The 25,643-nt window shown below is 42.0% G+C and carries 23 protein-coding genes; 20 read left to right on the forward strand and 3 right to left on the reverse strand.

Going from position 1 to position 25,643, the window contains the following annotated elements:
- Positions 1 to 8: 8 nt before the first annotated feature.
- Positions 9 to 3,203: a SusC/RagA family TonB-linked outer membrane protein gene (locus NIAKO_RS18835; protein ID WP_041348949.1), complete on the reverse strand. Its 3,195-nt coding sequence runs from the start codon at positions 3,201 to 3,203 to the stop codon at positions 9 to 11.
- A gap of 499 nt (positions 3,204 to 3,702) precedes the next feature.
- Here NIAKO_RS18835 and NIAKO_RS18840 point away from each other — a divergent pair, with 499 nt between their 5' ends.
- The 13 genes from NIAKO_RS18840 to NIAKO_RS18895 all read left to right on the forward strand — a co-directional run bounded on the left by NIAKO_RS18840 (position 3,703) and on the right by NIAKO_RS18895 (position 15,485).
- The gene (locus tag NIAKO_RS18840; RefSeq protein ID WP_133055289.1) at positions 3,703 to 6,879 is read left to right on the forward strand and encodes a ligand-binding sensor domain-containing protein; all 3,177 of its coding nucleotides are present in this window, start codon (positions 3,703 to 3,705) and stop codon (positions 6,877 to 6,879) included.
- Between the two features lie 9 nt (positions 6,880 to 6,888).
- Entirely contained in the window at positions 6,889 to 7,659 is a 771-nt protein-coding gene (locus NIAKO_RS38165) for a response regulator transcription factor (protein ID WP_014220038.1), read from the forward strand.
- 201 nt (positions 7,660 to 7,860) lie between these two features.
- A complete protein-coding gene (locus tag NIAKO_RS18845; RefSeq protein ID WP_014220039.1) occupies positions 7,861 to 8,400 on the forward strand; it encodes a carboxymuconolactone decarboxylase family protein in 540 nt (179 codons plus the stop codon).
- A 59-nt stretch (positions 8,401 to 8,459) separates the two neighbouring features.
- Positions 8,460 to 9,131, forward strand: coding sequence for a peroxiredoxin-like family protein (locus NIAKO_RS18850; protein WP_014220040.1), 672 nt, complete (start codon positions 8,460 to 8,462; stop codon positions 9,129 to 9,131).
- A gap of 11 nt (positions 9,132 to 9,142) precedes the next feature.
- Entirely contained in the window at positions 9,143 to 9,613 is a 471-nt protein-coding gene (locus tag NIAKO_RS18855; RefSeq protein WP_014220041.1) for a thioredoxin family protein, read from the forward strand.
- A 10-nt stretch (positions 9,614 to 9,623) separates the two neighbouring features.
- Positions 9,624 to 9,917 carry a putative quinol monooxygenase gene (locus NIAKO_RS18860; RefSeq protein ID WP_014220042.1) on the forward strand — a complete coding sequence of 98 codons (294 nt, stop codon included), beginning with the start codon at positions 9,624 to 9,626 and terminating at the stop codon, positions 9,915 to 9,917.
- A gap of 5 nt (positions 9,918 to 9,922) precedes the next feature.
- Positions 9,923 to 10,762 carry a helix-turn-helix domain-containing protein gene (locus NIAKO_RS18865; RefSeq protein ID WP_014220043.1) on the forward strand — a complete coding sequence of 280 codons (840 nt, stop codon included), beginning with the start codon at positions 9,923 to 9,925 and terminating at the stop codon, positions 10,760 to 10,762.
- A gap of 23 nt (positions 10,763 to 10,785) precedes the next feature.
- Positions 10,786 to 11,325 carry a carboxymuconolactone decarboxylase family protein gene (locus tag NIAKO_RS18870; protein WP_014220044.1) on the forward strand — a complete coding sequence of 180 codons (540 nt, stop codon included), beginning with the start codon at positions 10,786 to 10,788 and terminating at the stop codon, positions 11,323 to 11,325.
- A gap of 146 nt (positions 11,326 to 11,471) precedes the next feature.
- Positions 11,472 to 12,047 (forward strand): YHS domain-containing (seleno)protein, encoded by a 576-nt coding sequence (locus NIAKO_RS18875; RefSeq protein ID WP_207622393.1) that lies wholly within the window; start codon positions 11,472 to 11,474, stop codon positions 12,045 to 12,047.
- Positions 12,048 to 12,146: 99 nt separating this feature from the next.
- Positions 12,147 to 12,557, forward strand: a complete 411-nt coding sequence (locus NIAKO_RS18880; protein WP_014220046.1) for a DoxX family protein — start codon at positions 12,147 to 12,149, stop codon at positions 12,555 to 12,557.
- Positions 12,554 to 13,054 carry a hypothetical protein gene (locus NIAKO_RS18885; RefSeq protein WP_014220047.1) on the forward strand — a complete coding sequence of 167 codons (501 nt, stop codon included), beginning with the start codon at positions 12,554 to 12,556 and terminating at the stop codon, positions 13,052 to 13,054. Before NIAKO_RS18880 ends, NIAKO_RS18885 begins: the two co-directional genes overlap by 4 nt.
- Positions 13,042 to 14,829 (forward strand): NRDE family protein, encoded by a 1,788-nt coding sequence (locus NIAKO_RS38170; RefSeq protein ID WP_014220048.1) that lies wholly within the window; start codon positions 13,042 to 13,044, stop codon positions 14,827 to 14,829. The genes NIAKO_RS18885 and NIAKO_RS38170 overlap by 13 nt, the downstream gene beginning before the upstream one ends.
- On the forward strand, positions 14,826 to 15,485 hold the full coding sequence (locus NIAKO_RS18895; RefSeq protein ID WP_014220049.1) for a hypothetical protein: 660 nt from the start codon (positions 14,826 to 14,828) through the stop codon (positions 15,483 to 15,485). Before NIAKO_RS38170 ends, NIAKO_RS18895 begins: the two co-directional genes overlap by 4 nt.
- On the opposite strand, the gene NIAKO_RS38620 is transcribed toward NIAKO_RS18895, so the two are convergent.
- A complete protein-coding gene (locus tag NIAKO_RS38620; protein WP_014220050.1) occupies positions 15,417 to 15,818 on the reverse strand; it encodes a hypothetical protein in 402 nt (133 codons plus the stop codon). The two genes, NIAKO_RS18895 and NIAKO_RS38620, sit on opposite strands and share 69 nt — an antisense overlap.
- A gap of 890 nt (positions 15,819 to 16,708) precedes the next feature.
- On the reverse strand, positions 16,709 to 18,817 hold the full coding sequence (gene ppsA, locus NIAKO_RS18900; protein ID WP_014220051.1) for a phosphoenolpyruvate synthase: 2,109 nt from the start codon (positions 18,815 to 18,817) through the stop codon (positions 16,709 to 16,711).
- 623 nt (positions 18,818 to 19,440) lie between these two features.
- Between ppsA and NIAKO_RS18905 the strand changes: the two genes are divergently transcribed.
- The 7 genes from NIAKO_RS18905 to NIAKO_RS18935 all read left to right on the forward strand — a co-directional run bounded on the left by NIAKO_RS18905 (position 19,441) and on the right by NIAKO_RS18935 (position 25,343).
- Positions 19,441 to 20,139: a hypothetical protein gene (locus NIAKO_RS18905; RefSeq protein WP_049815566.1), complete on the forward strand. Its 699-nt coding sequence runs from the start codon at positions 19,441 to 19,443 to the stop codon at positions 20,137 to 20,139.
- Positions 20,140 to 20,300: 161 nt separating this feature from the next.
- The gene (locus tag NIAKO_RS18910; RefSeq protein WP_014220053.1) at positions 20,301 to 20,840 is read left to right on the forward strand and encodes a hypothetical protein; all 540 of its coding nucleotides are present in this window, start codon (positions 20,301 to 20,303) and stop codon (positions 20,838 to 20,840) included.
- A 222-nt stretch (positions 20,841 to 21,062) separates the two neighbouring features.
- Positions 21,063 to 21,545 carry a YcxB family protein gene (locus tag NIAKO_RS18915; protein ID WP_014220055.1) on the forward strand — a complete coding sequence of 161 codons (483 nt, stop codon included), beginning with the start codon at positions 21,063 to 21,065 and terminating at the stop codon, positions 21,543 to 21,545.
- 227 nt (positions 21,546 to 21,772) lie between these two features.
- On the forward strand, positions 21,773 to 22,957 hold the full coding sequence (locus NIAKO_RS18920; RefSeq protein ID WP_041346986.1) for a phospholipase D-like domain-containing protein: 1,185 nt from the start codon (positions 21,773 to 21,775) through the stop codon (positions 22,955 to 22,957).
- Between the two features lie 24 nt (positions 22,958 to 22,981).
- Complete coding sequence (locus NIAKO_RS18925) at positions 22,982 to 23,491, forward strand: phospholipase D-like domain-containing protein (RefSeq protein ID WP_041346988.1); 510 nt, start codon at positions 22,982 to 22,984, stop codon at positions 23,489 to 23,491.
- A 237-nt stretch (positions 23,492 to 23,728) separates the two neighbouring features.
- A complete protein-coding gene (locus NIAKO_RS18930) occupies positions 23,729 to 24,643 on the forward strand; it encodes a hypothetical protein (protein WP_014220057.1) in 915 nt (304 codons plus the stop codon).
- A gap of 139 nt (positions 24,644 to 24,782) precedes the next feature.
- Positions 24,783 to 25,343, forward strand: coding sequence for a hypothetical protein (locus tag NIAKO_RS18935; RefSeq protein WP_014220058.1), 561 nt, complete (start codon positions 24,783 to 24,785; stop codon positions 25,341 to 25,343).
- The last annotated feature ends 300 nt before the right edge of the window (positions 25,344 to 25,643 follow it).

Genomic DNA, 25,643 nt, shown 5'->3' on the forward strand with positions numbered 1-25,643 from the left:
TAATGATTTTAAAACCCGAGTAAAACGCCTACGTTTATTACTTTCTGAACAGGATATCCCATGCCTGAAGCGCCCATTTCGGGATCCCAAAGCTTAAAATTGCTGAAGGTGAGCAGGTTTGTTCCGTTTACATACAGCCTGGCGCTGCCCAAATGCAATCTTTTAAGTGCTGAAGGCGATACATTGTAGCCGATCTCAGCCGACTTGAGCCGCATAAACGAGCCATCGCGCATCCACCAGGAAGATGCATAATTGTTGTTGTAGGTAGGCGCCCCACCCACATAATCACTGTTTATATTCAGCCGCGGCCAGAAGGCATAGGAGTTCCTGTTATTCTCTGACCAGTGATCCTGTGCAATCGCATTCATTAATCCATGCTGGTTAAAGAACGGCGAGACAGCCATCGGATCAATCAGGAATGACACCCTTGCCGTTCCCTGGAAGAAGGCGCTTATATCGAAATTTTTAAATCCGGTTGAAAATCCGAAGCCGTATTGGATTTCCGGTGTAGAGGGATACCCCATGGGCACAAAATCGGCGATGCTTATTTTCCCGTCCTGGTTGATATCCCTGTATTTGATATCGCCTGCCAGTACATTTCCGAACTGGGTAGGCGAATTGTTTACTTCTATCTGATCTATAAATAACCGCTCGGCAGCAAGACCGTAGATCTGGCTGATAGAATTGCCTACATGCGACAGGTTGGCGTTATTCGCCGCGTAGGCCGGCTCTTCGTTTATTAATACTTTACTCTTGGCATACGTGAAGGTGCCCCTTACCGTGGCCCACCAGTTTTTTGTAATCGTTTTCTGGTAATCCAGCGCCATGTCAACGCCATCGCTTTGAGCGGCGCCTACGTTGGCAGAAGGCGTTGCCTGCAATCCCATGGTGGTGGGAATGGTAGACCTTACCATCAGGATATTACTGCGTTTCTGGTGAAATGCATCCACCGTTACTTTAACATCTCTCACGAGGGTAAGATCCATACCAATATTTGTTTGGGTGGATTTTTCCCAGGTAATGTCGGGGTTTGCGTAACGGGTCGTATTAACCGTATTTCTGCTATAGTTGAAGAGCTTGCCAAAGCCGCCTGCCAGGTCGCCATTGAGGCCCACCTGCGATAAATAGAAAAAACGGTCGTCTGCCTTGCCAATCTGATCATTACCCACCAAACCGTAGGTAAACCTGAATTTAAGATTGGTCACTACATTGGTAAGCGGTTGAAAGAAATGCTCGTTAGACACCACCCAACCGGCGCCCACAGACGGGAAAAAACCAAAACGGTGATTTTCGGCAAAACGTTCTGAACCGTTATACCCGAAGTCGTATTCAACCAGGTAACGGTTATCATAGCCATAGGTAACCCGTCCGGATACCCCTTCGTTCCGCGCCGGCAATGACAATTGCAGGGTACTGGCATTACCGGTCAGGTAGTTGCGGAGTGTACCGATAAACATAGCGCCCACGCTGTGTTTTTGGCCGAAGGTTCTGCTATAGTTGAGCGCCGCCTCGCCGTAAAAAATACTGTTCACGTTCTTGTCGCCCGGCGCATAGGTTAAATACTCGGTTGGAGCGGCAAAGGGGTTACCCGCGCTGCCGTCGTTGATGAGATAGATCCCCGCCAATTTCCCATCAGCGATGCTCGAAGTATAGTAATAGGGGCTGATCTGCCTTGTAACTGCGAAATTTGCATAGCGTGTTGTATACGACATTACCCTGGCCGACAACCCGGGTGTAATAAAGTTCAGGTTTTGCTTTAAGCTAAGCTGGGCCGTGAGGGTGCTGGAATTGGTGGACTGAAAACCGGACAGCGACTTTGCATAGGGATTTGTGTACAGCGTGTTGGTGGAGCCGGGTACCACCGCATTCCCAAAAAGCGGATGTTTGGCATAAAGCAAATAGCTGGAAGGGTAAACAGCCGGAAAAGCAACCGGGTTGCTGTAAAGTGCATTGTGATAAACAGTAGCCCCTCCGGAAAGATCGTGGTTAGTTTCATCTTTACCCGGTATAGGTCCGTTATAATCATCAAACTGGCCTTTCAGGCTTACAAACGCCTCGGTCGTCGGCGTTAGGTTCAAAGTAACGTTACTCAGTATGGAATAGCTTTGAAGCTTGATATTATTGTTAAACCCGTTCAGTGAATTTTTCCGCACATTCCCATTATCAAGATTATAACTCATGGCCAGGTAGTACTTTGCTTTATCACCACCGCCGCTGATGTTCACATTCGCCCGTTGGTTGATAGTCACGGGCTTGATAAGCTCGTTGATCCAGTTGTTGTTGGGATATAATAAAGGGTCGTCGTTCCTGGCAGTATGATCAATTTTGGTTTGCGAATATAAAACCGCGCCCAAAGGATTCCTTGTCAATACCGCTTCGTTGGCAAGGTTCATGTATGAAATATTGTCGGCAAGCGCCAGGTTCTTTGTATTGGAGGAAAAAGAATTTTCAGCCCGCACGTTGAATCTCATTTTACCCGACTGACCAATTTTGGTGGTAACAAGTATTACGCCGTTGGCGCCGCGTGCACCATACACTGCGGTAGCCGTTGCATCTTTCAGAACAGAAAATCCCGAGATGTTATCGGGCTGCAGCCTGGCCAGGTCTGTCGTCGACGATTCAATTCCGTCGATTAATATCAGCGGGTTTACTTTCCCCGCGCCAAACGTGCCCAGGCCCCTGATAAAAAAGGAGGCATTATCATTGCCGGGCTCTCCTGTGGTCTGGAAGGAAATCAAGCCGGGAATTTTACCGGCCAGCATGGTAGTAAGATTGCTCGTGGGCCCTTTGATCTCCTTCACATCGATGGATGTAACAGAACTTACGAGCGTGGTTTTTCGCTGGGTGCCATAGCCCACCACAATAACATCACCCAACTTATTGTCTTTGGCCTTCATCAAAACACTAATTGAACTGTTACCCTGTATTTCTATTTCCTGGGTTTCGAACCCCGTGGCCGAAACGATCAATGTGCCGTTGGCCGGGGCTTTTATGAGAAAGTTGCCTTTTTCATCCGCAATGACGGACCTTTTCGGATTGCTCTTGAGTGTAACAGTGGCAGAAGAAATGGCGGAAGAATCAGAACGGACTTTGCCTTTTACAGATATTTCATTCTCCTGTCCGTAGAGCCCGGCAGAAATAACGGAGAGTGAACAAATAATGAAAATAGATAGTGCATGTTTGATCAATAACATTTTTTTCATACGCAATTTTTTGGTTTGGTGTTCTCTTTCGGATACCGGACTATCATGCAAAATCGTGGTTGCATTTACAATGAGTATAAAAGAAAGCTTTACCACGGCCCCAGGCATAGCAGGACTACAGTTGACTTTTTTATTTATTATAACCGGTATTTCGTTTATGGAAGCCGGGCGGTAATAAAGTCCCGTAAAATGTGAGTGAATGAAAGAGGGGCCGGAGCCCGCGGGTCAGGCGTTTGCAATCGTAATCGTTGTCTCATTTAGCAGATTTTTATGTAACCAGGATTCCTTTGTTAAAATAATGACAAAACCCTGGCGCCTTTTATATCTGGCGTACCAATATTTCAACAAAACGTACCAGCACCGGTTGGGATGGAACATAACACGGTCCAAAAAAAATGCTTTGGTTTTATTTTTTAAGGCATCAAATACATTATTTTAGTCATATCGTTAAAAAGTGTAAATTTCACAATTGCCATTCTTTAAATACCTATGCATCTTCTTGCTTGCAACGACTATGGCGGGCTTACTGCATGCCAGCCCTCATTATTTCAGACATCTTGAGGTGGAAAATGGGCTGTCGAATAACAGCATTACCTGCAGTTTGCAGGACCACCTGGGTTTTATGTGGTTCGGTACCAAAGACGGACTGAACCGCTATGACGGGTATTCTTTTAAAGTATTCAAAAAGATAGAAGGAAATAAAAAAGCGATCGGAAGCAATTTTATTCATTGCCTGTACGAAGACAAACAGGGAATACTATGGATTGGAACAGAGGGAGGGCTGTTCAGGTACTCTTCTCTTACCGAAGAATTTTCCTTTGTGGCCGCTACCACCAACCTGTTTATCGATAAGATTGATGAAGATGTAAGAGGCAATATCTGGCTGCTGTCATACTATAAGCTTTGCAGGTATGACAGGAGCACGGAAAAAATTAAACAATATGACCCGGAGACTTACTTTACGGCGACTACCTTTTGCAACAGTCCTGATGGCTCCTTCTGGGTAGGCACCTCCCGGGGACTGCTGGAAAAATATGACTTTGCCACCGATAGGTTCTCGGGGTTTAATTTATTCAGTCATTCCGCGCCGTCTACCCGTCTTTGGGTGGAATGCTTATATATAACATCAGACGGGCATTTTATTGCAGGAACCTCCGACAATAAAATCAAAGTATTCGATCCGGTTCATTATACCTATACTGACATTGCTTTGAGTGGCGATGAGCATGCAAATTTATTCATTAAGAACTTCGTAGAGACCGCAAAAGGAGAATGGTGGTTTGGGACAAGCTCGGGCCTGTTTATTTATGACAGGAGAAATCAGTCGGTTCAGCAAATCAAAAAAGACTATAACAACCCTTATTCCATTAACGATAATTCCATCACTTCCATGTGCCGCGATAATGAGGGTGGCATATGGATTGGTACCTACTATGGTGGTATCAACTACTTCGCCAACCAAATCGTATTCACAAAATATTTCCCCCAACGGGGCCAAAATTCATTGAGCGGCAACGTTGTGGGAGATATCAGGCAGGACCGCTACGGAAACCTGTGGATTGGCACCGAAGATGAAGGGCTGAATATGTTCGACCCTGCCACCGGCAGGTTCACTCATTTTGAAGCAGATGGCAAAGAAGGCAGCATCTCCTATTTTGAAATACACGGACTCCTGATGGTCGGAGACGAATTATGGATTGGGACCTACGAGCATGGCATTGACATCATGGATATTCGTACCAGGAAAGTCACCAGACGTTTTATAGCATGGAGAGACGGTTTTACGCATAATTATATTTATAACATTTACCAGGACAAAGCGGGGGAAATTTATATCTGTACCGCCAGCGGTGCATATATCTTTAACAAGGGAAAAAACAATTTCAGCGTCCTGGACGGCATTCCCCCGTTTTGGTGCACATCTATCATTGCAGACCGGAAAAACCGGCTGTGGGTTTCAACATTCGGGTATGGTATATACCTGCGAAGCAAATATGGCGGTAAAACAGATCGCCTTTGCTATGATGAAAAAGATCCCACCAGTCTTATCAGCAACCGGGTAACTTCGATATACGAGGCCAGCAACGGCACTATCTGGGTGGCCACCGAATCCGGATTGTGCAAATGGAATGAAAAGGAGGGTAACTTTACGCGCTTTGGCATGGCAAACGGCTTCCCAAGCGATTTTATTTTATCCATCCTGGAAGATGCGGAAAAGAATCTATGGCTCAGCACTACCAAAGGCCTTGTAAGATTTCATCCTTCGACGGGAAAGGTGGAAGTGTTTACCACCTCAAACGGGTTAATCAGCGATCAGTTCAACTATCATTCAGCCTTTAAAGCTCCCGATGGTTCCATGTATTTCGGCAGCACCAAAGGGCTGGTTAGCTTTCACCCCAGCCATTTTGAGCAAAGCACATTTACACCACCGATCTACCTGACCAATTTCCAGGTAAACGGTCAGGAAATATTCCCTGATGACCCCGATTCGCTTTTGAAGCAATCCATTTTGTACACAAAGGAAATTACGCTCCGGCACAACCAGTCTATTTTTAATATAGACTTTGCGGCGCCGAATTATTCGGCGCCGAAGATGGTAGAATATGCCTACCAGATGCAGGGCCTCACCAATAACTGGATCTATCTGAAGGACAGCCGGCGGGCAAGCTTTACTGAGCTGGCTGCCGGAAGCTATGTATTCTGCGTAAAAGCCTTCACCAACAATGGATGGAGCAAGGAAACAAAATTGCTTATAACGATATTGCCGCCGTGGTGGCAGAGCCGCACAGCGTACAGCCTGTATGCCGTTCTTTTCGTTTTACTGATCTTTGTTTTGGTGCGTTACTATCATCGCCGGGTAAATGAAAAAAACAAAAGAAATTTCGAGCTCCTGAGAATCGAAAAAGAAAAAGAGGTGCTTGAAATGGAACTGAAGAATGAAAAAATTCTGTTACAGGCTAAAATTGATTTTTTTACCAATGTCGCCCATGAAATAAGGACGCCGTTGACATTGATTAAAGTGCCGCTAAAAAAGGTCATCAGGAAATTGGGATTCAACGCCGAGATTGGCAATAGCTTACAAATAATGGAACGGAATACCGACCGGCTCATAGAGCTGAGCGGCCAGCTATTGGACTTCAGGCAAACGGAACTGAAGAATGTTCAATTGTATTTCGAACGAAAGGAAATCAATCAATTAATAGCCGAAGCCTGTTCGGGGTTTACCACTTTGGCGGAGCAAAACAACATATCTTTTCAAATGGAGATTCCTCAGGAGCCCTTGTTTGCCTGTATAGATGTGGATGCTTTTCATAAGATCATATATAATCTTTTCAGCAATGCGGTTAAATATGCCCACACCAGCGTTTGCATTAGCCTGCTGCCGTATTATAACAGCAACGACAGCTTCACGCTTAAAGTCAAAAATGACGGAAATATCATACCTTACGAGTTAAAGGAAAATATTTTCAAACCGTTCTTCCGTATCCGGCAAACAGAAAACCAAACCGGTACGGGAATCGGGCTTGCGTTAGCCCTTTCATTGGCCGATTTACATGGCGGCAGCCTGGTGCTCGATACGCCGGAGAACAATATGAACGTATTCACATTTACCATGCCGGTTAATGACGGGTTATGTGAAGATAATTCCATAAAGAATATTACTGCTGCGGATTAAATCTCACATATGAAACGGAAAATACTGCTGGTAGAAGATAATCCGGAGATGCTGGAGGTGATTACCGACGAGCTAAGCGAGCATTACCAGGTACAGGCTGCCAGGGACGGCATTCAGGCAATCAAAGTTCTTAAGAACGAATCCGTAGACCTGGTAATTACCGATATCATGATGCCTTTTATGGATGGGTTTGAGCTTTGTAAGACTATTAAATCGGATGTGGAATTCAGCCATGTTCCTGTTATCTTATTAACAGCAAAAAACACCCTGCAATCGAAAATAGAAGGGCTGGGATTAGGAGCAGATGCCTACATTGAAAAGCCTTTTGATCCCGAGCTGTTGCTGGCACAAATTGCCAACCTGCTGGACAACCGTAGAAAGCTCAAGCAGCATTTTGCGCACTCCCCTATTGCCAAGCTGAATTCGATGGCCTATACGCATTCCGATGAATTTTTCCTGGAAAAACTGGATGCGACGATTCAAAATAACATCGATGATACCGACCTGGATGTGGACAAGCTCGCCCGTTTGATGAATCTCGGCCGCACCAGCCTGTTTCGCAAGATCAAATCACTTACCGATCTGACACCCAATGAGCTTGTAAACATTACCCGGCTTAAAAAAGCCGCCGAATTATTAGCCAGCGATGATCTCCTGATCTATGAGGTTTCGGTTATGGTCGGTTACCGTTCACAAACCAATTTTGGCCGGAATTTTTTTAAAACAGTTCGGCATGAGTCCCAAAGACTTTCAAAAGAGCAAACGAGGGGGGAAGGCTGAGAATAAATAGTTTGTTAATTTCACATAATCCCTCCCCGGCAACCTTTTTCACCTACTTCAATTTCGGGAAATATCTACAATTCAACGGGAAATATAGACATCCTTTCTGGCCATAACTCAAATTACTTTTGTGATACAGGAATTCTTACCTCCAATTTATCTGGACGCACAAAGACGTTCATCCTATATAAAAATTATTAAATGAGCGATCAATTTGAGGTTCTCAAAAGAGAAAATGTATCGACAAAAAACCAACAGGTGTTTGACCAGATCAAAAGCTTACTGGGTGCTGTCCCTAATCTCTATTCAACACTGGCCTATTCTGAAAATGCGCTTGAGGCATACTTCAGGTTGGAAACCAGTCCAAATTCTTTAAGTGCAAGAGAAGTAGCAATAGTGAACCTGGTAGTTAGTGAAATAAATAATTGTATGTATAGCCTGAGCGTGTTTACGATGATTGCCAAACAATCCGGTTTCACGGAAGAACAAACCATTGAGATAAGATCTGGCTGCGCTTCGTTTGACACCCAACTGGATGCATTGATAAAATTGACAAGGGAACTTTCCCGTAAGAAAAATATAGAAACCCAACAGTTGTTGGACGCTTTTTATATGGCCGGTTATACCAAAGAAAACTTAATGGACATCATCATTCTAATTGGCGATAGAACAATAAGCAATTTGCTGCATACAGTTACCAGGGTTCCGATCGAATTCCCCCTGGCAAAAACGATTGATTAAGTTCCTATAAGATTGGCATCAATAAATTGTATACGTAATTATACTCAATAAATTCAAAAATGAAAAGTTCGATTACCATCAAATTCAGGTCCCTGGCTGTTGTCATATCATTGGCATGCACAACAGGATTGGTTCAGGCACAGGATAATGCTCAGCCTGTTGATACGAAACAGCTATCTTATATTAGTCCGCAAAAACCAGAAGACATCAGTCCATTACTCAACGGGGAGAAGATCCCTACGGGGTTGCTGCCTGATGTTTCGGGAAAGATCTTTGACCTGAACAAGGCAGTGTCTGAAAAACCAACCGTATTGATCATTTATCGTGGTGGCTGGTGTCCTTATTGTTCCAAACAGCTTTCAGGCTTGCGGCAAGCGGCGCCAGAACTGGAAAAGCTGGGTTATCAATTGATCGCTGTTAGTACGGATGCCCCGGAAGGGCTTATGCAATCTGTAACAAAAGAAAAAATAAGTTTCACCCTGCTATCTGACGCAGACCTTAGCTTCTCCAAACAGTTTGGATTAGCTTACAAAGCGCCAATGGGATATTGGGAAATGCTGTTAAAATCCACACATGGAAAAGACGTCGATTTGTTACTTCCCGTACCATCTGTATTTATACTGAACAAAAAAGGCGCAATACAATTCGAATATATCAATCCTGATTTCAAACAACGGCTGAACCCGGATCTTTTAAAAACCGTAGCGGCCAGTATCATAAAAGAACTTTAAACTAAAAAATCATGTCTGAAGCCATGAGCAGCAAAATATTTTTAGTTATTAGCCTGATTGGGTTTACAATTGGATTACGCGTGGTCGTTGCACACGCTAAAGAAAAGCAAAACGTGAAGCAGGCTGAGAAGAAAATATCATTTGTTAATGGCAAATGGAAGGATGTAGCAGCGCTGGCAAAGAAAAAAGGCAAATATATTTTTGTGGATGCATATACTGCCTGGTGTGCTCCATGCCGTCAACTCAAAAATGTTACATTCAAAGACAGGGAGGCCGCGGCGTTTTACAATGGAAACTTTATCAGTTATACGGTTGACATGGAAAAAGGCGAAGGTGTAGAATTAGCTGAAAAATGGGATGTTACGGCGTATCCTACATTGTTATTCTTTACACCTGAAGGTAAAATGGTTATGACACAGGTTGGATACGTGAATGGAAAGCAATTGATTGAATTTGGCAAGCAAGCACTTGAAAAACTCTAAAAATAATATCATGGAAACAATTTCGTTATTGGTCAGGCTTGAAGCAAAGCCAGGCAAAGAACAACAAGTAGCCAATTTCATAAAAGGCGCGCTGTCTTTGGCACAGCAGGAACAAAAAACCATCCGATGGTATGCTTTGCAGATAGGACCTGCTACTTTTGGGATCTTCGATACGTTTGAAACTGAAGAAGGCAGGGATGCCCATCTTGGCGGTGAAATTGCAAAAGCGCTGATGGCAAATGCGCCTGATTTACTGGCGAAAGCTCCGGAAATCGAAAAAGTGGCCATCCTGGCCTATAAGTAATCAACATGATAAGGGAGTATAACGATAATGCGACATCGGCACGCTTTATCATGCACAGCGGCAATAAAATGTTTTCGGGTAAGGGGCTGAACAAACCGGCGCCTTACCCAATCAATACCTTCGTGTATAATAAAGAGGCAGCCCAGGAAGTGGTTATCGACGAAATTGCCTATACGATGCCCGGAGGCTGCATCCTGCCGCTTGTTTCCAATCAGCATTTTATATTCGAGCACCCGGAATCCTTAATTGCCTGGCAGTTTAACCGGGAATTCTATTGTATTGTTGATCATGACGCAGAAGTAGGTTGTGTTGGTTTTCTGTTCTATGGAATACAGCACCCGATGTTCATTAAGTTGAACAAAGATGAAAGTGAAGAAATGTCACACCTGGAAAAAGTATTTTCAAATGAGCTATTGCTGAAAGATAATTTCCAGGGAGAAATGCTTCGTACACTGTTGAAAAGGGTGATTATAAAAATCACCCGATTGGCCAAGTTCCAGAGCAAAGACTACCAACAATATCCCGTTGAAAAAATGGATCTCATAAGAAGCTTTTCTTTATTACTGGAAGGAAATTTCAAACAACAACACGAGGTGAGGTTTTATGCGGGAGCGCTTAACAAATCTCCCAAAACCCTCAGTAACGTTTTTGCACTGTTGAAACAGCCAGCCCCTTCAATCCTCATCCGGAACAGGATTGTGCTGGAAGCCAAACGTTACCTGCATTATACCGAAAAGTCAGCGAAGGAAATAGCTTATGAACTGGGTTTTGAAAGTCCGGCGCATTTTAGCAGGTTTTTCAAGATGTACGCCGGGACAAACATCTCTGAGTTTCGCAGTCAGTAAGTAAGCCGTTAAATACAGTCAAGATGGTAACGATAAATAGTTTTCCCAACGAAGCCGGATTAAATAAAAAGAACAAAAGTTACCTGGAGTATTTCAATAAGAGGCTTGGTCGAACGCCCAACCTGTTAGTGACTATGATGCATTCAGACCAGGCACTGAGCACCTACTATACTTTTCATAGCCGAAAAACCTCCTTGTCAAAAAGGGAAATTGAGGCAATAACCCTCACCGTATCGCAGCATAATGGCGCAATGTACTGCCTGAGTGCACATACAATGATTGCAAAACTGAATGGTTTCAGCGACGAAAATATACTGGAATTGCGCAGGGCATCAGCTTCGTTTGACAGCAAACTGGAGGCTTTGGTAAAACTTGCGGTTTATTTGGCAAGACATACGAATTCTATCGATAATAGCCTGCTTGACAATTTCTTTGCAGCGGGATATACAAAAGAGCATTTGATAGATATGCTTCAGGTGATAGGCGATACCGTTATTACAAATATTACAGGCAGGGTATTCCAGATCCCAATAGATTACCCCCCTGCGAAAGAGCTCTGGTAAAAAAACATTTAATGGAAAGACCTCATTCCATTCCGTCTGTTGTCCACGAAGTACTTTTAGTATCACAACTACTTGGAATAGAAAACCCTATAATAAATCTCAGTAAAATCTCCTCAAAATAACGCTGTGATACTTTTGTTAGGCTTGTGAAACTCCTTTGGGATATTATCTGTGTTTCTTTGTCCTGTCAGCACGGACGAATCAAACAGTTAAAATCAGAAAACACTCATTTATTTATCCAAATAATTTTAATCATGAAAAAAGCGGCGGCCATTTTAGTCCTTTTTGTCTCTACTCTCTCAGGGCTTCGGGCACAACAAGCTTCTGTACGTGTAAAACAATACAATATTGATAAATCGGGCCTGGCCATAGCAGGTTATGATCCCGTAGCCTACTTCATCGACAATAAAGCCCTTGAAGGCAGCAAAGATATTACAACGGTGTATCAAGGGATTACTTATCGCTTCGCTTCGGTAGGCAATAGGAATGTGTTTAAGGCCAACCCCTTAAAATACGAACCACAATATGGAGGCTGGTGCGCCTATGCAATGGGCGCAAAAGGCGAAAAGGTAGAAGTGGATCCGGAAACATTTAAAATCGTTGATGGCAAATTGTTTTTGTTCTATAATAAATATTTCAACAATACACTCAAAATCTGGAACAAGGATGAAGCCCATCTTAAAACCAGTGCAGATCAAAGCTGGACAAAATTTATTCAATAGTTTTTGCCCCGGAGGGCAAAGCTATCAAAGGCTATGACGCAATGGCTTTTTTCTTCCACTTCACTATAAAAATCCCTTTTACCCCAACAATCTATCAGCATGACTAAAAGACAACAACGTTTGATTACCTGGATATTCCGGGTTATAGCAGCACTTATTATGTTGCAGACATTATTTTTCAAGTTTACAGCCGCTCCCGAGTCGGTATATATTTTTTCCAAACTGGGTATGGAACCCTGGGGGCGCATAGGCATCGGAGTACTGGAGCTGGTCGCTTCAATACTCATTCTTATCCCCCGGACAATCGCCTTTGGCGCCCTGCTGGGCCTGGGATTGATGAGCGGAGCCATTTTTTTTCATCTTACCCGATTGGGCATCGTAGTACAAAATGATGCCGGTGAGTTATTCATATATGCCTTGCTGGTTTTTATCAGTTGCCTGATACTGGCAGTTGTTTACAGAGCTCAGCTACCAGGGTTATTCTTCAAAACAAAACATGACCACTTATGATAGCGCAAATAACCCAACCAGTAACATCGCTCCTGAGTCAACTGCAGACCCTGCTGGAAATGCTCACAGACGACCAGTACAGTGAAAAAGTACCTTTACTTTCCAATGCTTCCCTTGGACAGCATGTACGGCATATTATTGAGTTCTTTCTGGAACTGGAGAATGGCTATGCTACCGGAACTGTCAATTACGATGGGCGCAAACGGGATTTTGCAATAGAGACCAGGCGCAGCGCTGCCCTTGATGCGATACAGGTTGTTACTATGAATTTAAAAAAAGAAAACAAACAGTTGATGCTGACAGCAGATTTTGGAAGCGACGCCCTCTGCCAGGTTCTTACCAGTTATGAACGGGAGTTGGTGTATAACCTGGAGCATACCATTCATCACATGGCGCTTTTAAGAATTGGTGTCAATGCAGTATCTGCCGTTGAATTACCCGACAATTTTGGTGTGGCTATTTCTACCCTTAAATACAGAAAGCTATGTGCACAGTAACTTTTATACCTACCTCAAAGGGCATTTACCTTACATCCAACAGGGATGAAAATAAGCACCGCAGCCAGGCTTTACCTCCGGCACAATATAGCAGCAGTGCAGGCCGGCTCATCTACCCGAAGGATCAGGATGCCTCCGGTAGCTGGATAGGCCTGAAAGAAAACGGGGATGCAGCCGTATTGCTCAACGGCGCTTTTGATAACCATACACGACAGCCGGCCTATCGTAAAAGCAGGGGCTTGATTTTCCTTGATATTTTTGAGCATTGCAATCCCGGTGAAAGTTTTAGTACAATAGACCTAAATTATATAGAACCCTTTACCCTGGTGGTTTACTTCAATAGGCAGCTATGGGAATACCGCTGGGACGGTCACAGGAAACACACGCTTTTACTGGATGCAACCAAGCCGCATATCTGGTCTTCTGCTACATTATACGATACTAGTGCCAAACAACAAAGAAAGCGGTGGTTTTTGAAATGGTTTTCATCTACCAGCCCCATAGACATATCAAAAGTCATGGGTTTTCATCAGTATGGCGGGCTGGGCGATCTATACAACGGTCTGGTGATAGACAGAGGTAACATGCACACCGTCAGCATTACTTCTGTTTTTGGGAATGCTGGCAGCCCCCTGATGAACTACCATGACCTGCAAACGGGTGCAAACGTCTCAACGAAATTTGAACGACCCGCTTTGCCTTCCAAAGAAAGCGTTTTTCAAAAAGCTTCCTTGTTTGTAAGAAGGGCCCGGATCAAAATAGCTAATTGGGAATTCTGGCCTTTGCACCTGGTATATGGTCCGCTTTACTTTTATTGGTGCTGGCTAAGCATTCGGGCGCGCTCCCTGTTTTTTTTCAGTGCAGCCAATCCGGGCATACAGTACTCTGGCTTTGTACATGAGCGCAAAAGTGAAATTTATAAGTTAATCCCTAAGCAATATTACCCGCTAACAAAACTCTGTACGGCAGGCCAGCCCGAGTTAAAGTTAGCGCAGAACCTGAAAAGAGAAGGATTATTATTTCCAATGATAGCCAAACCTGATGTGGGTGAACGGGGTATACAGGTTAAATTATTGCATTCCCAAGCGGAACTTGAGATGTATGCCAGTCGCAGCAAAGTAGATTTTCTGCTCCAACAATTCATTTCCTATAAACAGGAAGTGGGTATTTTCTACTACCGGATCCCTGGCCAGGACAGGGGATATATCTCCGGTATTGTAGGCAAAGAGTTTCTCACTGTTACCGGTGATGGAAAATCCAGTATAGAGTCACTGGTAAAGGACGAAGATCGTTTTCTGTTACAGCTATCCGCATTGAGATATACTTATGGCGATTTTCTAAATACGGTATTAGCTGAAGGAGCAGAGTGCGTTCTGGTTCCGTATGGCAGCCATAGCAGGGGCGCGAAATTTATTGACCTGAGCTACCAGATCACCGAAAAGCTTACCCAGGTAATTGACGGGGTATGCAGGCAGATCCCGGGATTCTATTATGGCAGGCTGGATATAAAATTCAATAGCTGGGAAGAGCTGTGTGAAGGAAAAAACTTTTCTATTATTGAACTGAACGGCGCAGGCAGTGAACCTACTCATATTTATGATCCTGGGCATTCCCTGTTATATGCCTGGAAAGAGATCTGCCGGCACTGGCATTTGCTTTATAAGATCAGCCGCCTGAATGCCCGGCAAAAAACACTTGTGCTAATGAATAGCAGAGAGGGTATAAAAATGATCAGGGACCATCATCGTTATTTAAAAACAATCACACAGGTATGAAAAGGGAAATAACATTGATCTGTTGGGCCCTGGTCATCAGCTTTGCAGGTTCGTTACCATTGGGAGTTTTAAATATCAGTGTAGCTGATTATATATTTCATCATGACGTAGCAGGAGGTATTGGATTTTCGATAGCCGCTATTGGCGTGGAAATGATTTTGGTTCGTATTGCCCTTACTGCGGTTAAAAGGCTTGAAACAATGAAACGTTTTTATCCTTTGTTTGGCATACTGACCATTACCCTATTAATGGTGTTGGCTTTTAATTCCCTGTTCTCCGCCAATAGCAGCCAGGGGTTCAGACCCTCACCGTTAACCACTCTTCCCCCGGAGGTGGCAGGCTTCCTGTTAAGCGTCATGAATCCGTTGCATCTGCCTTTCTGGATAGGCTGGACAGCTGTCTTAAAATCCCGTCAGCTACTGAATGATCAACCTTCATCCTACAACCGTTTTGTTATCGCCATTGGTATCGGCACGGCGGGCGCTTTTGTATTATACGGTATTGCAGGTCATTACCTGATTGGACTATTGGGTTCTCAACAAGTTTTATTAAACTATCTGATAGGCATCACCTTACTGGTTACCGCACTACTTCAATTCTATAAGACATTTTGCAGGCCAGTTATAAGGACAAGATGGCCCCGTTCCCAAATTTAAGCTCACAGCAAATAAGTTAATATATACCTGATTTCCTCTATCAAAGCAAGCCTGGATGCACACCTGCCTTTCAGACATTGGTTTATCTTTTATCTTCTTTTCTTTCGGATCTGTTTTTTTGTTTTGCGCCCGGGTAGTTAAAGCAAGCGTAGTCAGAATAACTGTGGCGACGATTATCCTGCCGATAAGGCTCAACAGGACTGAGCTGTCCAGTACATTCCCGATGGTTACGATTTCAGACTGGGCCGGGGGTGTATCATGGTCTTTTTTGCAGGCGGCCAGCGACAGAACAGCGGCGAGTAACGTAACCGTTTTTAATAAGTTATATTTCATTTGTAGTGTATTTTAACACCACAAAACAATAGAAACAGTATCCCACAGGAGTTGCAGAATTGTAACAAAAGTATCAATATCGGAATGCGGGCCGCTGAATTACCGGGAGCTTAATGATTATAGTTATAAGCGGCAATTGAAGGTTGAAGAAAAAGAGTTTTCAATAGTGTGGCATTTCAACAGGTAAACATCTAATAGCCCCCATAAAGGATAATAGTAAAAAAATACGGATGAGTAACACGTCCGGGGTCTCTGTTTTTGTGAAAGGTGCTAAAGGAAACAAAAAGAGGCTGTATCATACTTTTGATACAGCCTCTAGTTTTTGCGGAGAGCGAGGATCTCTTCCTCAGTATCCCACAGCTTGTTATCCAATAAATTACAAAGTCAGCCTAAATTCACTCACGAAATCACTCACTTCCATATAAAAACTTCATTGCAAATCTTGCCTAAATATAACGAATAATTGAATTCACTAACTTTAGCAGGCTTTCAAGTCTAACAATAATGTATCTTGTCTACAAATTATAGAAGTTGTATTCTCGCAAAAATTTCTATTATTATCTCGAAATATATCCACTCACTGCTAACGTAATCGATGCTTCTTTTCTTTATCATGCCATTGCCCTATACAACCGGGTTGTTTATTCAGCAATACCGGCATTTGCCATTTTGCATTTTTTAATGCTGTTCAGATCCTGATCGGATAAAATGAGGGGTAAGTAGACACAAACCCCCGATCTCATTCCAAACTAAACAACCAATGAGAAAATTTACATCTTATAATCACTATGGCAGGCTTGCAGTAAATTTTCATGCAGCTAAAAATACGAGGCTGGTAGAAACTGGGCCCGTGTTTCAGAGCGTAATCTGAAAAAAACTATGATGATAAATTATAAGAGCGGCAATTCTTTTTCTTTTATCTTTTTCTCCACCGCATGGATAGCCTTTATTGTTTTGATCACTGAATCAGGTGTGACGGATATAGAATCAATTCCCTCTTCTACCAGAAACTGGGCAAAGTCGGGATAATCTGATGGACCCTGACCACAAATGCCAATTTTCACTCCACATTCTTTCGCTGTTTTAATAAGATGAGCAAGCATTCGTTTTACCGTGGGATTGCGCTCATCGTATAAATGTGCCACCAATGATGAATCCCTGTCTAATCCCAATGATAATTGGGTGAGATCATTTGAACCAATAGAAAATCCATTTATATGTTCGGCAAATTCACCTGCCATGATAATATTAGATGGAATTTCTGCCATCAGATACAACTCCAGACCATCTTTGCCCGGCAATAATCCATAATCAGCCATAACTGCTTTCACTTTCAACAGCTCTTCCACAGTTCTGCAGAACGGTACCATTACCACTACATTCCCCAGTCCCATTTCTTCTCGCACTTTCTTAATGGCTTTGCATTCCAATTCAAAAGCAGCCTTATAATCATCTGAATAATACCGAGAAGCACCTCGCCATCCAATCATTGGGTTTTCTTCCTGCGGTTCAAAATATTTTCCGCCCAATAGATTAAAGTATTCGTTTGACTTGAAATCAGAAAACCTCACGATCACTTTATTTGGATAAAAAGCCGATGCAATTTTTGCAATACCAAAAGATAATTTGGAAATGAAGAAATCTACTTCATCTTCAAAACCAACGATCCTGCTTTGTATAGCTTGGGAGAGTTTCGGATCACTCAAACTTTTATGCTTGAGCAAAGCCAGCGGGTGTATACCGATATAGTTGTTGATGATAAATTCTTCCCGCACCAAGCCTACCCCTTTATTGGGTATATTGGAAAAACGGAATGCCAGTGAAGGAGAAGCCACATTTAACGTCAAGGCTGTTCTTATTGCAGGCAGATCACTGATTTTGGTTTGCACCACATCATAGGGCAAACAGCCCTTGTATACAACTCCTGTTTCACCTTCTGCACAGGAAATGGTCACTTCTTCCCCATCGCTCAAAACAGCAGTTGCATTGCCGCAGCCAACAATGGCTGGTATACCCATTTCCCGGGCAACAATGGCTGCATGGCAGGTTCTGCCGCCTTTATCAGTAACAATAGCCGATGCTTTTTTCATGATCGGTTCCCAATCAGGATCGGTCATTTCAGTCACCAACACATCGCCTGCCCTGAAATCCTGTACCTCCGTCATTCCTTTATTCGTGGCGTTCATGAGTTTCACCTTACCGACCCCTACCCTATCACCAACGGCTATTCCTTTAACCAGCGCCATGGCACCATGGGGCAACAACACATATTCAATAAGCGTGTCATTATCTTTCCTTGAATGAATTGTTTCGGGCCGTGCCTGAACAATAAACAGCTTATTGCTTAAGCCATCTATCGCCCACTCAACATCCATAGGACACCACTTGTTTTTCAGTGCGGAATAGTATTTTTCAATATGCATCACCCAACGTGACAGTTGTATAATTTTTTCATTATCCAAACAAAATTGCTCTTTCAGATCTATATCTACATCAATGATCTTTACCCTTTCCTCCGGACCATCGCCATAAACCATCATCCGATCTTTTACGCCAAGCTTTTTCTCAATAACCGCATCATAACCTTCCTTAAGCAATGGCTTGAACACCATAAACTCATCAGGAGAAACACTGCCCTGTACTACCATTTCGCCCAAACCATAAGAACCATTGATCACCACTACATCTTTAAATCCACTTTCCGTATCAAGTGAAAAAGCAACCCCGCTTGACCCGAGGTCACTTCTTACCATTTTTTGAATGCACACAGAGAGCCCTACAGCAAAATGATCATACTTAAAAGTTTCCCGGTAAGAAATTGCCCTGTCTGTAAACAAGGAAGCAAAACAATTACGAACAGCATTTATCAATTCTGCGGCGCCGCTAACATTCAGAAAGGTTTCCTGTTGACCGGCAAAAGAAGCATCAGGAAGATCTTCTGCAGTGGCTGACGACCGAACCGCTACATCGGTATTTTCCTGACTATACTCTTTTGACAACTCAAAAATACCGTGACAATAAATCGCTTGCTCAGCCGAACCATGTAAGCACGCTTGGAATTCTTAACTATTCTGAAAACGATGCCGCCTCTAATACAGTTACTTTTAACTATTTACACATAATGTTTTATACTATCTTATGGCACATCTTCATGTGTTTCATGGCCGGTCTGTACCTTTTAATGCTTCCACGCTTCCGTCTCACTTAACGCCTATTCATAAACTTAAGACTACAAACACAACCCAAAAACTGCCCGCTGTCCGTTTCGTCCTTCCGCCTCAATATGGTTGCGCTTCATACACCTCCCTCCTGCCAGATCTTGGCGCTTTTACATTTAGAAACTCTACTACATAACATACCCCTTTTTCGGTTAATTAAATATTTGTAACCTCGCAACGCACTAATGCGGTTTATACCAACTTTTTACTTAAAAAATAGTGAAAGCAGGTTCATTCAAATTAATAAATATCCACATATCAACACATTTGTATTCTTTCTATAAAATCCCCAAATGCGCATACAACTGATCTTAGTAGTTGTTTCATTGTACAGTTAAAATATTATATTACATCCTTTTAACTATAGGCCTATAGCGCCAATACAACTGTTACCCGCAATTCTAATGAGCATCTTCTCAATATTCAAAAGACGAAAGAAAGAACCTAACGACATGACACCTGCTGCTATTCTTAGATTGACACAGCTTTACGTTCCAGAGTTTTATCAGGATAGCAAACACTTCAAAGACAGTAAAGAGTTCTTAGAGCATAATGAGTGGGGACTTGCTCTTGAAAGCCTCGTTGAAATGGCAACCGACAGCGGACACTATTTTTCCGAAGCGTTTTGGCTTGAACTCGCAACTTGCGCAGAGAAAATGCAAATGGCAGAACAAGCTGACTACTGCAGGCAGCAAGTAATCAGAAACGAAAAGGAAGTCGGCTCAAAAACACCGAACGGCTGGACAACTATAAAACTTGATGACACTCACTATGAACATAAAATTGCAGAAGTAGTTGAAGACAAATGGACAAATGAACGGCACAAAAAAGATAATCTTGACAAATTGCTGAAACAGGATGGTTTTTATTTAAAGTCATATGGGCGTGCCGGTACTATCTACTATATTGACAACGGACGAGTATTAGAAATTAGCTTTGAGATGTCAGGAGTACCGCAGTACGACCTGCTACTTTTCTTTGACAACATTGAGACCTGGAGTATTCCCAAAGGTGAACCTTTAAATATGAATGATAAAACAAAAATTCGTGAGCAGCTTTTAGAATGGCTGAAAGCTAAACCAATTAAGACGGACCTTGAGTAACACAGAAAAGTATGCAGATAACATGATTTGCCAATATACCGGCTGATAAACAAGTGCTAAACAAAATAATTTTATTTAACTTTTGTAATAAATTTAAGCGAACGGAATACTAATGCCGGCACATCGGCAGGCCCTAAACTGTTGGCTGTAATTTAAATTGAATGAACGATACTAATAACGGAAATATAAAGTCAAAGAAAACTTTTGATGGAGTTGAGCTCAAACCATCTAGCAAAAATTGGTTTTTAGTAATTGTATTTACGCCTTTCATTTTGATTTGGTTATTTGTAGAAATCTTTATTGTTCCAAGTTTTGTGTTAAATATTCAAAACGGTTCTCTGCCATTAATTTGGGTTTGTGGCTGGACAGGTGCCGGAGCATTTGCAATTAGAATGTGGCTATGGCATACGATTGGTCAAACCAAAATAGTTATAGAAAATGGTGTCCTGGCAATTCAAAAACAAAACTACATATTTTCAAAACGGAAACAGTTCGAGTTGAACAAAATCCAAAATTTGCACATCCAAAATAGAAACATCGAAAAGACACCATATTTTACTCGACGCAATTATCTATTTACAGACAAGACGAAAACCATCTCTTTTGAGTATGAGCATAAAACAATAAGAGCGGTAGACTGGTTGAATATTGCTGATGCAAATTTCGTTATTCAAATATTGAAACCTAATGTGATCGTGTGACAAAAACTACGCCCAAATGCAGTTTTGCAATAGGCTGGCAGACGAAAGAGCAATCGGCAACAAATCGCTCCATCAGCGGCAGTTAGCAGTTGGACGTTACAAATTGAGCTTTAGTTATTATTTTAATGACATCACACCAAACGGCCAGACGGAATTCTAATTCCAAACCTTCAGTAATACATACCTGGACCGTTGGGTGCAAATTAAATATCCCGAACTTTTATGAATACCTTTTCAATTACTACCCGTTTAACAACAAAAGAATATGCAAGAATTATGTTTGTTGGGCTTTACAAGAAGCCTGGATTTATACTTGCAACAATTTTAGGACTTTATTTTGCAATAACTGTTATTCTTGACTATTTAAATACAATCGATTGGTATTCTGAGACACCAACTTTTGAAATCGCTTGTGGCGCGTTTCTTTTGTTAGCACCGACATTGATTGTGTTTATTGCAGTTAGACAATTTACATCAAACCCAAGTTTTCAAAACGAAATAATTTATACGTTTAGCGACAACGGAGTTGCTTGTCAAGGTTTGACATTTAAAAGTGAATTTTTGTGGACACACATTATCAAACAAAAAGAGCTTGGAAAATTTCTAATTCTGTATCACAACAAAAAATTCGGCAACTTCATTGACAAAACAAAGTTGACAACAGAGCAATTAAATTTTATAAAATCAAAAGTGCGACAGACATAATTCTGCACACAACTCGCATCAAACTAACATGACCGTTCAACGTATTTATGGGCGGCGGCGGAGGGTCAATGGCGGTTATGGAGGAGTCATTATTATTATTGGAAAATCAACAAGTTAAATGTAAAATAAAAGTAAATAAGAGTAGTCCTACTCTACTAAAAAAGGTGAAAATACCTGTCGCAAATGCCTTTGTAAAACGTATCTTTTCAATAACCTAAACCAACTTTATGCGTACAGGTATTCATAACAACAAATTCAGCGTTCATGCAATTTCCGGAACCCATGTAATTACACTTGCATTTGATGCCAAAGAAAATTTCACCAATGGATTATTGGGCTTTGCCATTCACCGCACCAAATTTGATAAAAAAGGCAAAGACATATCGGATGGCGGTGATTGGATGAAGGGCTATAAACCTTTTGAGGAAATTATTGATGACCCGCAACCGAATGTAACTTATCCCACCAACCTTCATCCAATTCAGTCCTTCACCTGGGCCGATTATGCCGTAGAACCGGAATACAGTTATCAATACAAGGTCCTTCCTGTTTATGGAACACCTAGCAAACTTAAATACGGCGAAGAACTGGTGCTAAAGGTGCACCCGGAACAGCTGAAGGATAATCTTCATGAAATATATTTTAACAGAGGGGCTGCTGCCAGTCAGGCCTATGCTTGCCGTTTCGATAATTTAAAGCCCAACGACAAATCACTCACTGATAAAGAAAAACAAGAACGGAAAGATTGGCTTTCAAGAGGATTGTTTGAAGCTGTGGTTGCCTATATCAAACAGGCTAAAGGTGAAGGATGGGGGCTCAGGGCTGCCTTGTACGAACTTGACCAGATTGACGTGATGAAAACATTCAAAGAAGCGTTGGACAATGGAGCCGATGTTCAGATTGTATACGAGGCAAGAACGGGAGAAAAGCAAACCATTGACAACCAGGCAACTTTAAAAAGTGCTGGATTTAAAGTAAACGACAAAGTAATAACCTATGCCAGAAAAAATACGGATGGCATTCCACATAACAAGTTTATTATATTACTAAAAAACGATAAACCCCTTATGATATGGACCGGCAGTACCAATATTTCCGAAGGAGGCATTTTTGGTCACTCTAATCTTGGACATTGCATAAAAGATAAAAAGGTAGCAGGTGAATATCTGAAATACTGGAATTTTTTAAAGAACGATCCTTCGCAGGAAGATTTAAAAGAATTTGTGGATGAAAATTGGCCAACAGTGGATATAAACGCTATGGCACAAGACGAGATGACGGTGATCTTTAGCCCAAGAAAAGGTAACAAAATACTGGATGCCTATGCCGCCATTTTAGGATCGAGCGAACGTTTGGGAATTATCACATTGCCGTTCAATGTTGATAAGCGTTTTGCCGATGTGTTGGAATAAGGCTCAAACGCAGTACGCTACGTAATGCTGAATAGCGGAAAAAAACAATCTGCTGCTGCTGAAAAGTTTAACCCTGATCCTGATGTCATTGTTGCTCCTGGCGCTAAGTTTGAAGACCAGTGGGGGCAGTGGTTAAATGAAATTCACACTGGGTTGAATGGTTCAAATGTTTTATACATACACACGAAATACTTAATTAAAGACCCATTTGGAGAAAAGCCATTAATTATTACAGGATCTGCTAACTTCAGTACTAATTCTACTTCATCGAATGATGAAAATATGGTAGTAATACCCTGCTCAAATGAGAAAGGTAAAACCAGGATACAGGATATTTACCTTGGAGAGTTTTTCAGACTTTTTGATCATTGGTATTTTAGGTATTTGCATAGTATTGATAAAAGCAGCAAAAAAGTGCAGGCTAAAAGAAGGTTTTTAAAGTCAACCTCGTCCGAATGGGTTCCACCCTATTTTCAGGAAGGGAGCGATAGGTTTAAAAGAAGGAACAATTTCAGTTTTGGATTTAAGGAATAAGTGGGATCCAGGAAATGTTCGTACATAACCATGCTTCTTTAGACTCCCATTGGTGCAATTCTTAGTTGATGATCTAAATATGGAGTTTATATATCATCTAAACTGAATTTTCATGCTTCAAATGAATGAAAGCTTCATAATATTGACACAGGAGCTATTGGAAATTCAGGATTTTTACACATACTTTAAATGCTCAAAGCTGAAGGCTTTGATTTTTGAACAATATATTTATTTTTCATGACCCGTACCCTGATTTTCGCCGGATTGGCAGCCGTAAGCTTGTTAATACCATCATGCTTTCCAATTGTAGGATTTCCTTCTTCGGGTAAGTCTCTTGTCCTAACCACCGCGAAAGAACTGGAAATAGTAAAAAGGGAAACTGATAACACAATCATACTTACCGCCAGGAAAGTAAAGGATGATGAAATGAGTCCAAATACCGGCAAAGAAATTATTGACAGCTTAAAAGTAATTATAAAGAATGCGGATTCCTTGCTTACTGTTTGCGCGCATCTTAATTCATCAGGTGGTCGTGAAGAAAGGCTCCGTTTTATTCAGCTTGCCGGCGCGAGCATTCAAAATGAAAAGAAAAAGTTGAATTGTTTGAACGACCTGTACAACATTTCAACACATTACCAGTTTGAAACCGATACCTACTTTCCCGCAGGAGGATTTCGTTTTCCTCCTGATAAACTGGATGAAGCCAAAAAGTCGGTCGAACCAATTGTACAGCGCATTATCAAATTTCTTAATAATCACCCGGGTCAAAATTTCGTGGCGGTAATCAGATGTTATGGTTTTACTGATGAAACTCCTATTCCTGAATCATTCTGGAATCCACCAGGCCTTGTCGTCTGCGTAAGACGCACCCAGCCCACCCGCCAGGAGTTGGCCGTTAAGATATCTGAATTACGTGCCAAAGCGCTAGCCATGCTGGTGCATGATCAGATCAAATCCTATGAGGAGTTTATTCCGAATCCGAAATTAGTCATCTATGACGTTGACTGGTTGGGTAAAGGGGAAGCATTACCTTATCCCGATATAATAAAAGATTATAAACCCGACGATAAACGGCGCAGGCTGGTACAGCTAACCTGGCACCTGCTGCCTGGTTCGTTGTATGTAAATAAATGTACCTGGCTATCAGATTAATTAAGTAATAGAATATGTTTCTGGTTTTAGTTGTTGCCTTTTTGACAGTAGTAGGCTTGCTAAAATATTTTCAACCCTGATCGCAATAATTATTTAATTAACATGTTAATACCCCGTCCAAAACCCTTTATAGAAAATTATGAAAAAGTTTTTGTTACTCTGTTTTATTTATGCTATCGGCTTGTCTGCCTGTCAAAAAGGCAAAGATAGCCTTAGTGACGACACCGTTCAGGCTCCCAATAATACTGATAGCACCAAAACCACCGATAGCACCAAGAACAATGGTGGCACTAAGAATAACTATTATGTAACCGCAACTATTAACGGGAAAGATTCAGCATTCATTTTGGCCGATGGAGACACCAGTTCCTCGCTTTCTCCCATAACAGTGTATGGTTATACTGATAGTACCAAGAAAAAGTATATCTGGTTTGGTATTAATAAAAAAGCGGTAGGAACCTATAAATGGTCTCAAATGGGCTTCCTTGATTACCCAGCTAATTATGGCGTAGATCCTTATATGGATACTGAGGAATCCAATATTGTTATTGTTACTTACATTGACGATAAGGTGGTGGAGGGTACCTTTAGTGGGGTCTGTTTTAACGATCGATGGGACCCAACTATTTTTCATACTGTCCCTTATACCTACCTGTATTACACCAATGGAAAATTCAGGGCAAGAATAATGAGCAAGTGATTAGAAAACTGATAGCGGTTGGTCATTCAATTACTGACGCGATTTCAGATTATCGATAATGCAAAAAAAGCCGGGCTATCTGTCCGGCTTTTTTACTTTACATTATTCAGCCCCCACCATTCGTATCTTCATTGTGGACGCAGGCTGGTAGTGTAACTTTGAAATGCTGCAATATTATCTCACGTTCGCAAGGCTATCAACTGAAGATTGGATATTTATCAAGCGAGCCTGGACGGTTATTGCGATTGCATCCACAAGCGAATATTATTAGAAGGAATAAGATGGCGCAGTAAATTGCTT

Origin of the sequence: Niastella koreensis GR20-10, from assembly GCF_000246855.1 — a bacterium.
GTDB lineage: Bacteria > Bacteroidota > Bacteroidia > Chitinophagales > Chitinophagaceae > Niastella > Niastella koreensis.

Bases quoted from the DNA above. Each gene is read 5' to 3' on its own strand.
- NIAKO_RS38620 (WP_014220050.1), bottom strand. From the start codon at position 15,818: ATGAAATATAACTTATTAAAAACGGTTACGTTACTCGCCGCTGTTCTG.
- NIAKO_RS18845 (WP_014220039.1), top strand. From the start codon at position 7,861: ATGAGCGATCAATTTGAGGTTCTCAAAAGAGAAAATGTATCGACAAAA.
- NIAKO_RS18865 (WP_014220043.1), top strand. From the start codon at position 9,923: ATGATAAGGGAGTATAACGATAATGCGACATCGGCACGCTTTATCATG.
- NIAKO_RS18860 (WP_014220042.1), top strand. From the start codon at position 9,624: ATGGAAACAATTTCGTTATTGGTCAGGCTTGAAGCAAAGCCAGGCAAA.
- NIAKO_RS18915 (WP_014220055.1), top strand. From the start codon at position 21,063: ATGAATACCTTTTCAATTACTACCCGTTTAACAACAAAAGAATATGCA.
- NIAKO_RS18935 (WP_014220058.1), top strand. From the start codon at position 24,783: ATGAAAAAGTTTTTGTTACTCTGTTTTATTTATGCTATCGGCTTGTCT.
- NIAKO_RS18835 (WP_041348949.1), bottom strand. From the start codon at position 3,203: ATGAAAAAAATGTTATTGATCAAACATGCACTATCTATTTTCATTATT.
- NIAKO_RS18870 (WP_014220044.1), top strand. From the start codon at position 10,786: ATGGTAACGATAAATAGTTTTCCCAACGAAGCCGGATTAAATAAAAAG.
- NIAKO_RS38165 (WP_014220038.1), top strand. From the start codon at position 6,889: ATGAAACGGAAAATACTGCTGGTAGAAGATAATCCGGAGATGCTGGAG.
- NIAKO_RS18885 (WP_014220047.1), top strand. From the start codon at position 12,554: ATGATAGCGCAAATAACCCAACCAGTAACATCGCTCCTGAGTCAACTG.
- NIAKO_RS38170 (WP_014220048.1), top strand. From the start codon at position 13,042: ATGTGCACAGTAACTTTTATACCTACCTCAAAGGGCATTTACCTTACA.
- NIAKO_RS18910 (WP_014220053.1), top strand. From the start codon at position 20,301: ATGAACGATACTAATAACGGAAATATAAAGTCAAAGAAAACTTTTGAT.
- NIAKO_RS18895 (WP_014220049.1), top strand. From the start codon at position 14,826: ATGAAAAGGGAAATAACATTGATCTGTTGGGCCCTGGTCATCAGCTTT.
- NIAKO_RS18920 (WP_041346986.1), top strand. From the start codon at position 21,773: ATGCGTACAGGTATTCATAACAACAAATTCAGCGTTCATGCAATTTCC.
- NIAKO_RS18925 (WP_041346988.1), top strand. From the start codon at position 22,982: ATGCTGAATAGCGGAAAAAAACAATCTGCTGCTGCTGAAAAGTTTAAC.
- NIAKO_RS18905 (WP_049815566.1), top strand. From the start codon at position 19,441: ATGAGCATCTTCTCAATATTCAAAAGACGAAAGAAAGAACCTAACGAC.
- NIAKO_RS18850 (WP_014220040.1), top strand. From the start codon at position 8,460: ATGAAAAGTTCGATTACCATCAAATTCAGGTCCCTGGCTGTTGTCATA.
- NIAKO_RS18855 (WP_014220041.1), top strand. From the start codon at position 9,143: ATGTCTGAAGCCATGAGCAGCAAAATATTTTTAGTTATTAGCCTGATT.
- NIAKO_RS18930 (WP_014220057.1), top strand. From the start codon at position 23,729: ATGACCCGTACCCTGATTTTCGCCGGATTGGCAGCCGTAAGCTTGTTA.
- NIAKO_RS18880 (WP_014220046.1), top strand. From the start codon at position 12,147: ATGACTAAAAGACAACAACGTTTGATTACCTGGATATTCCGGGTTATA.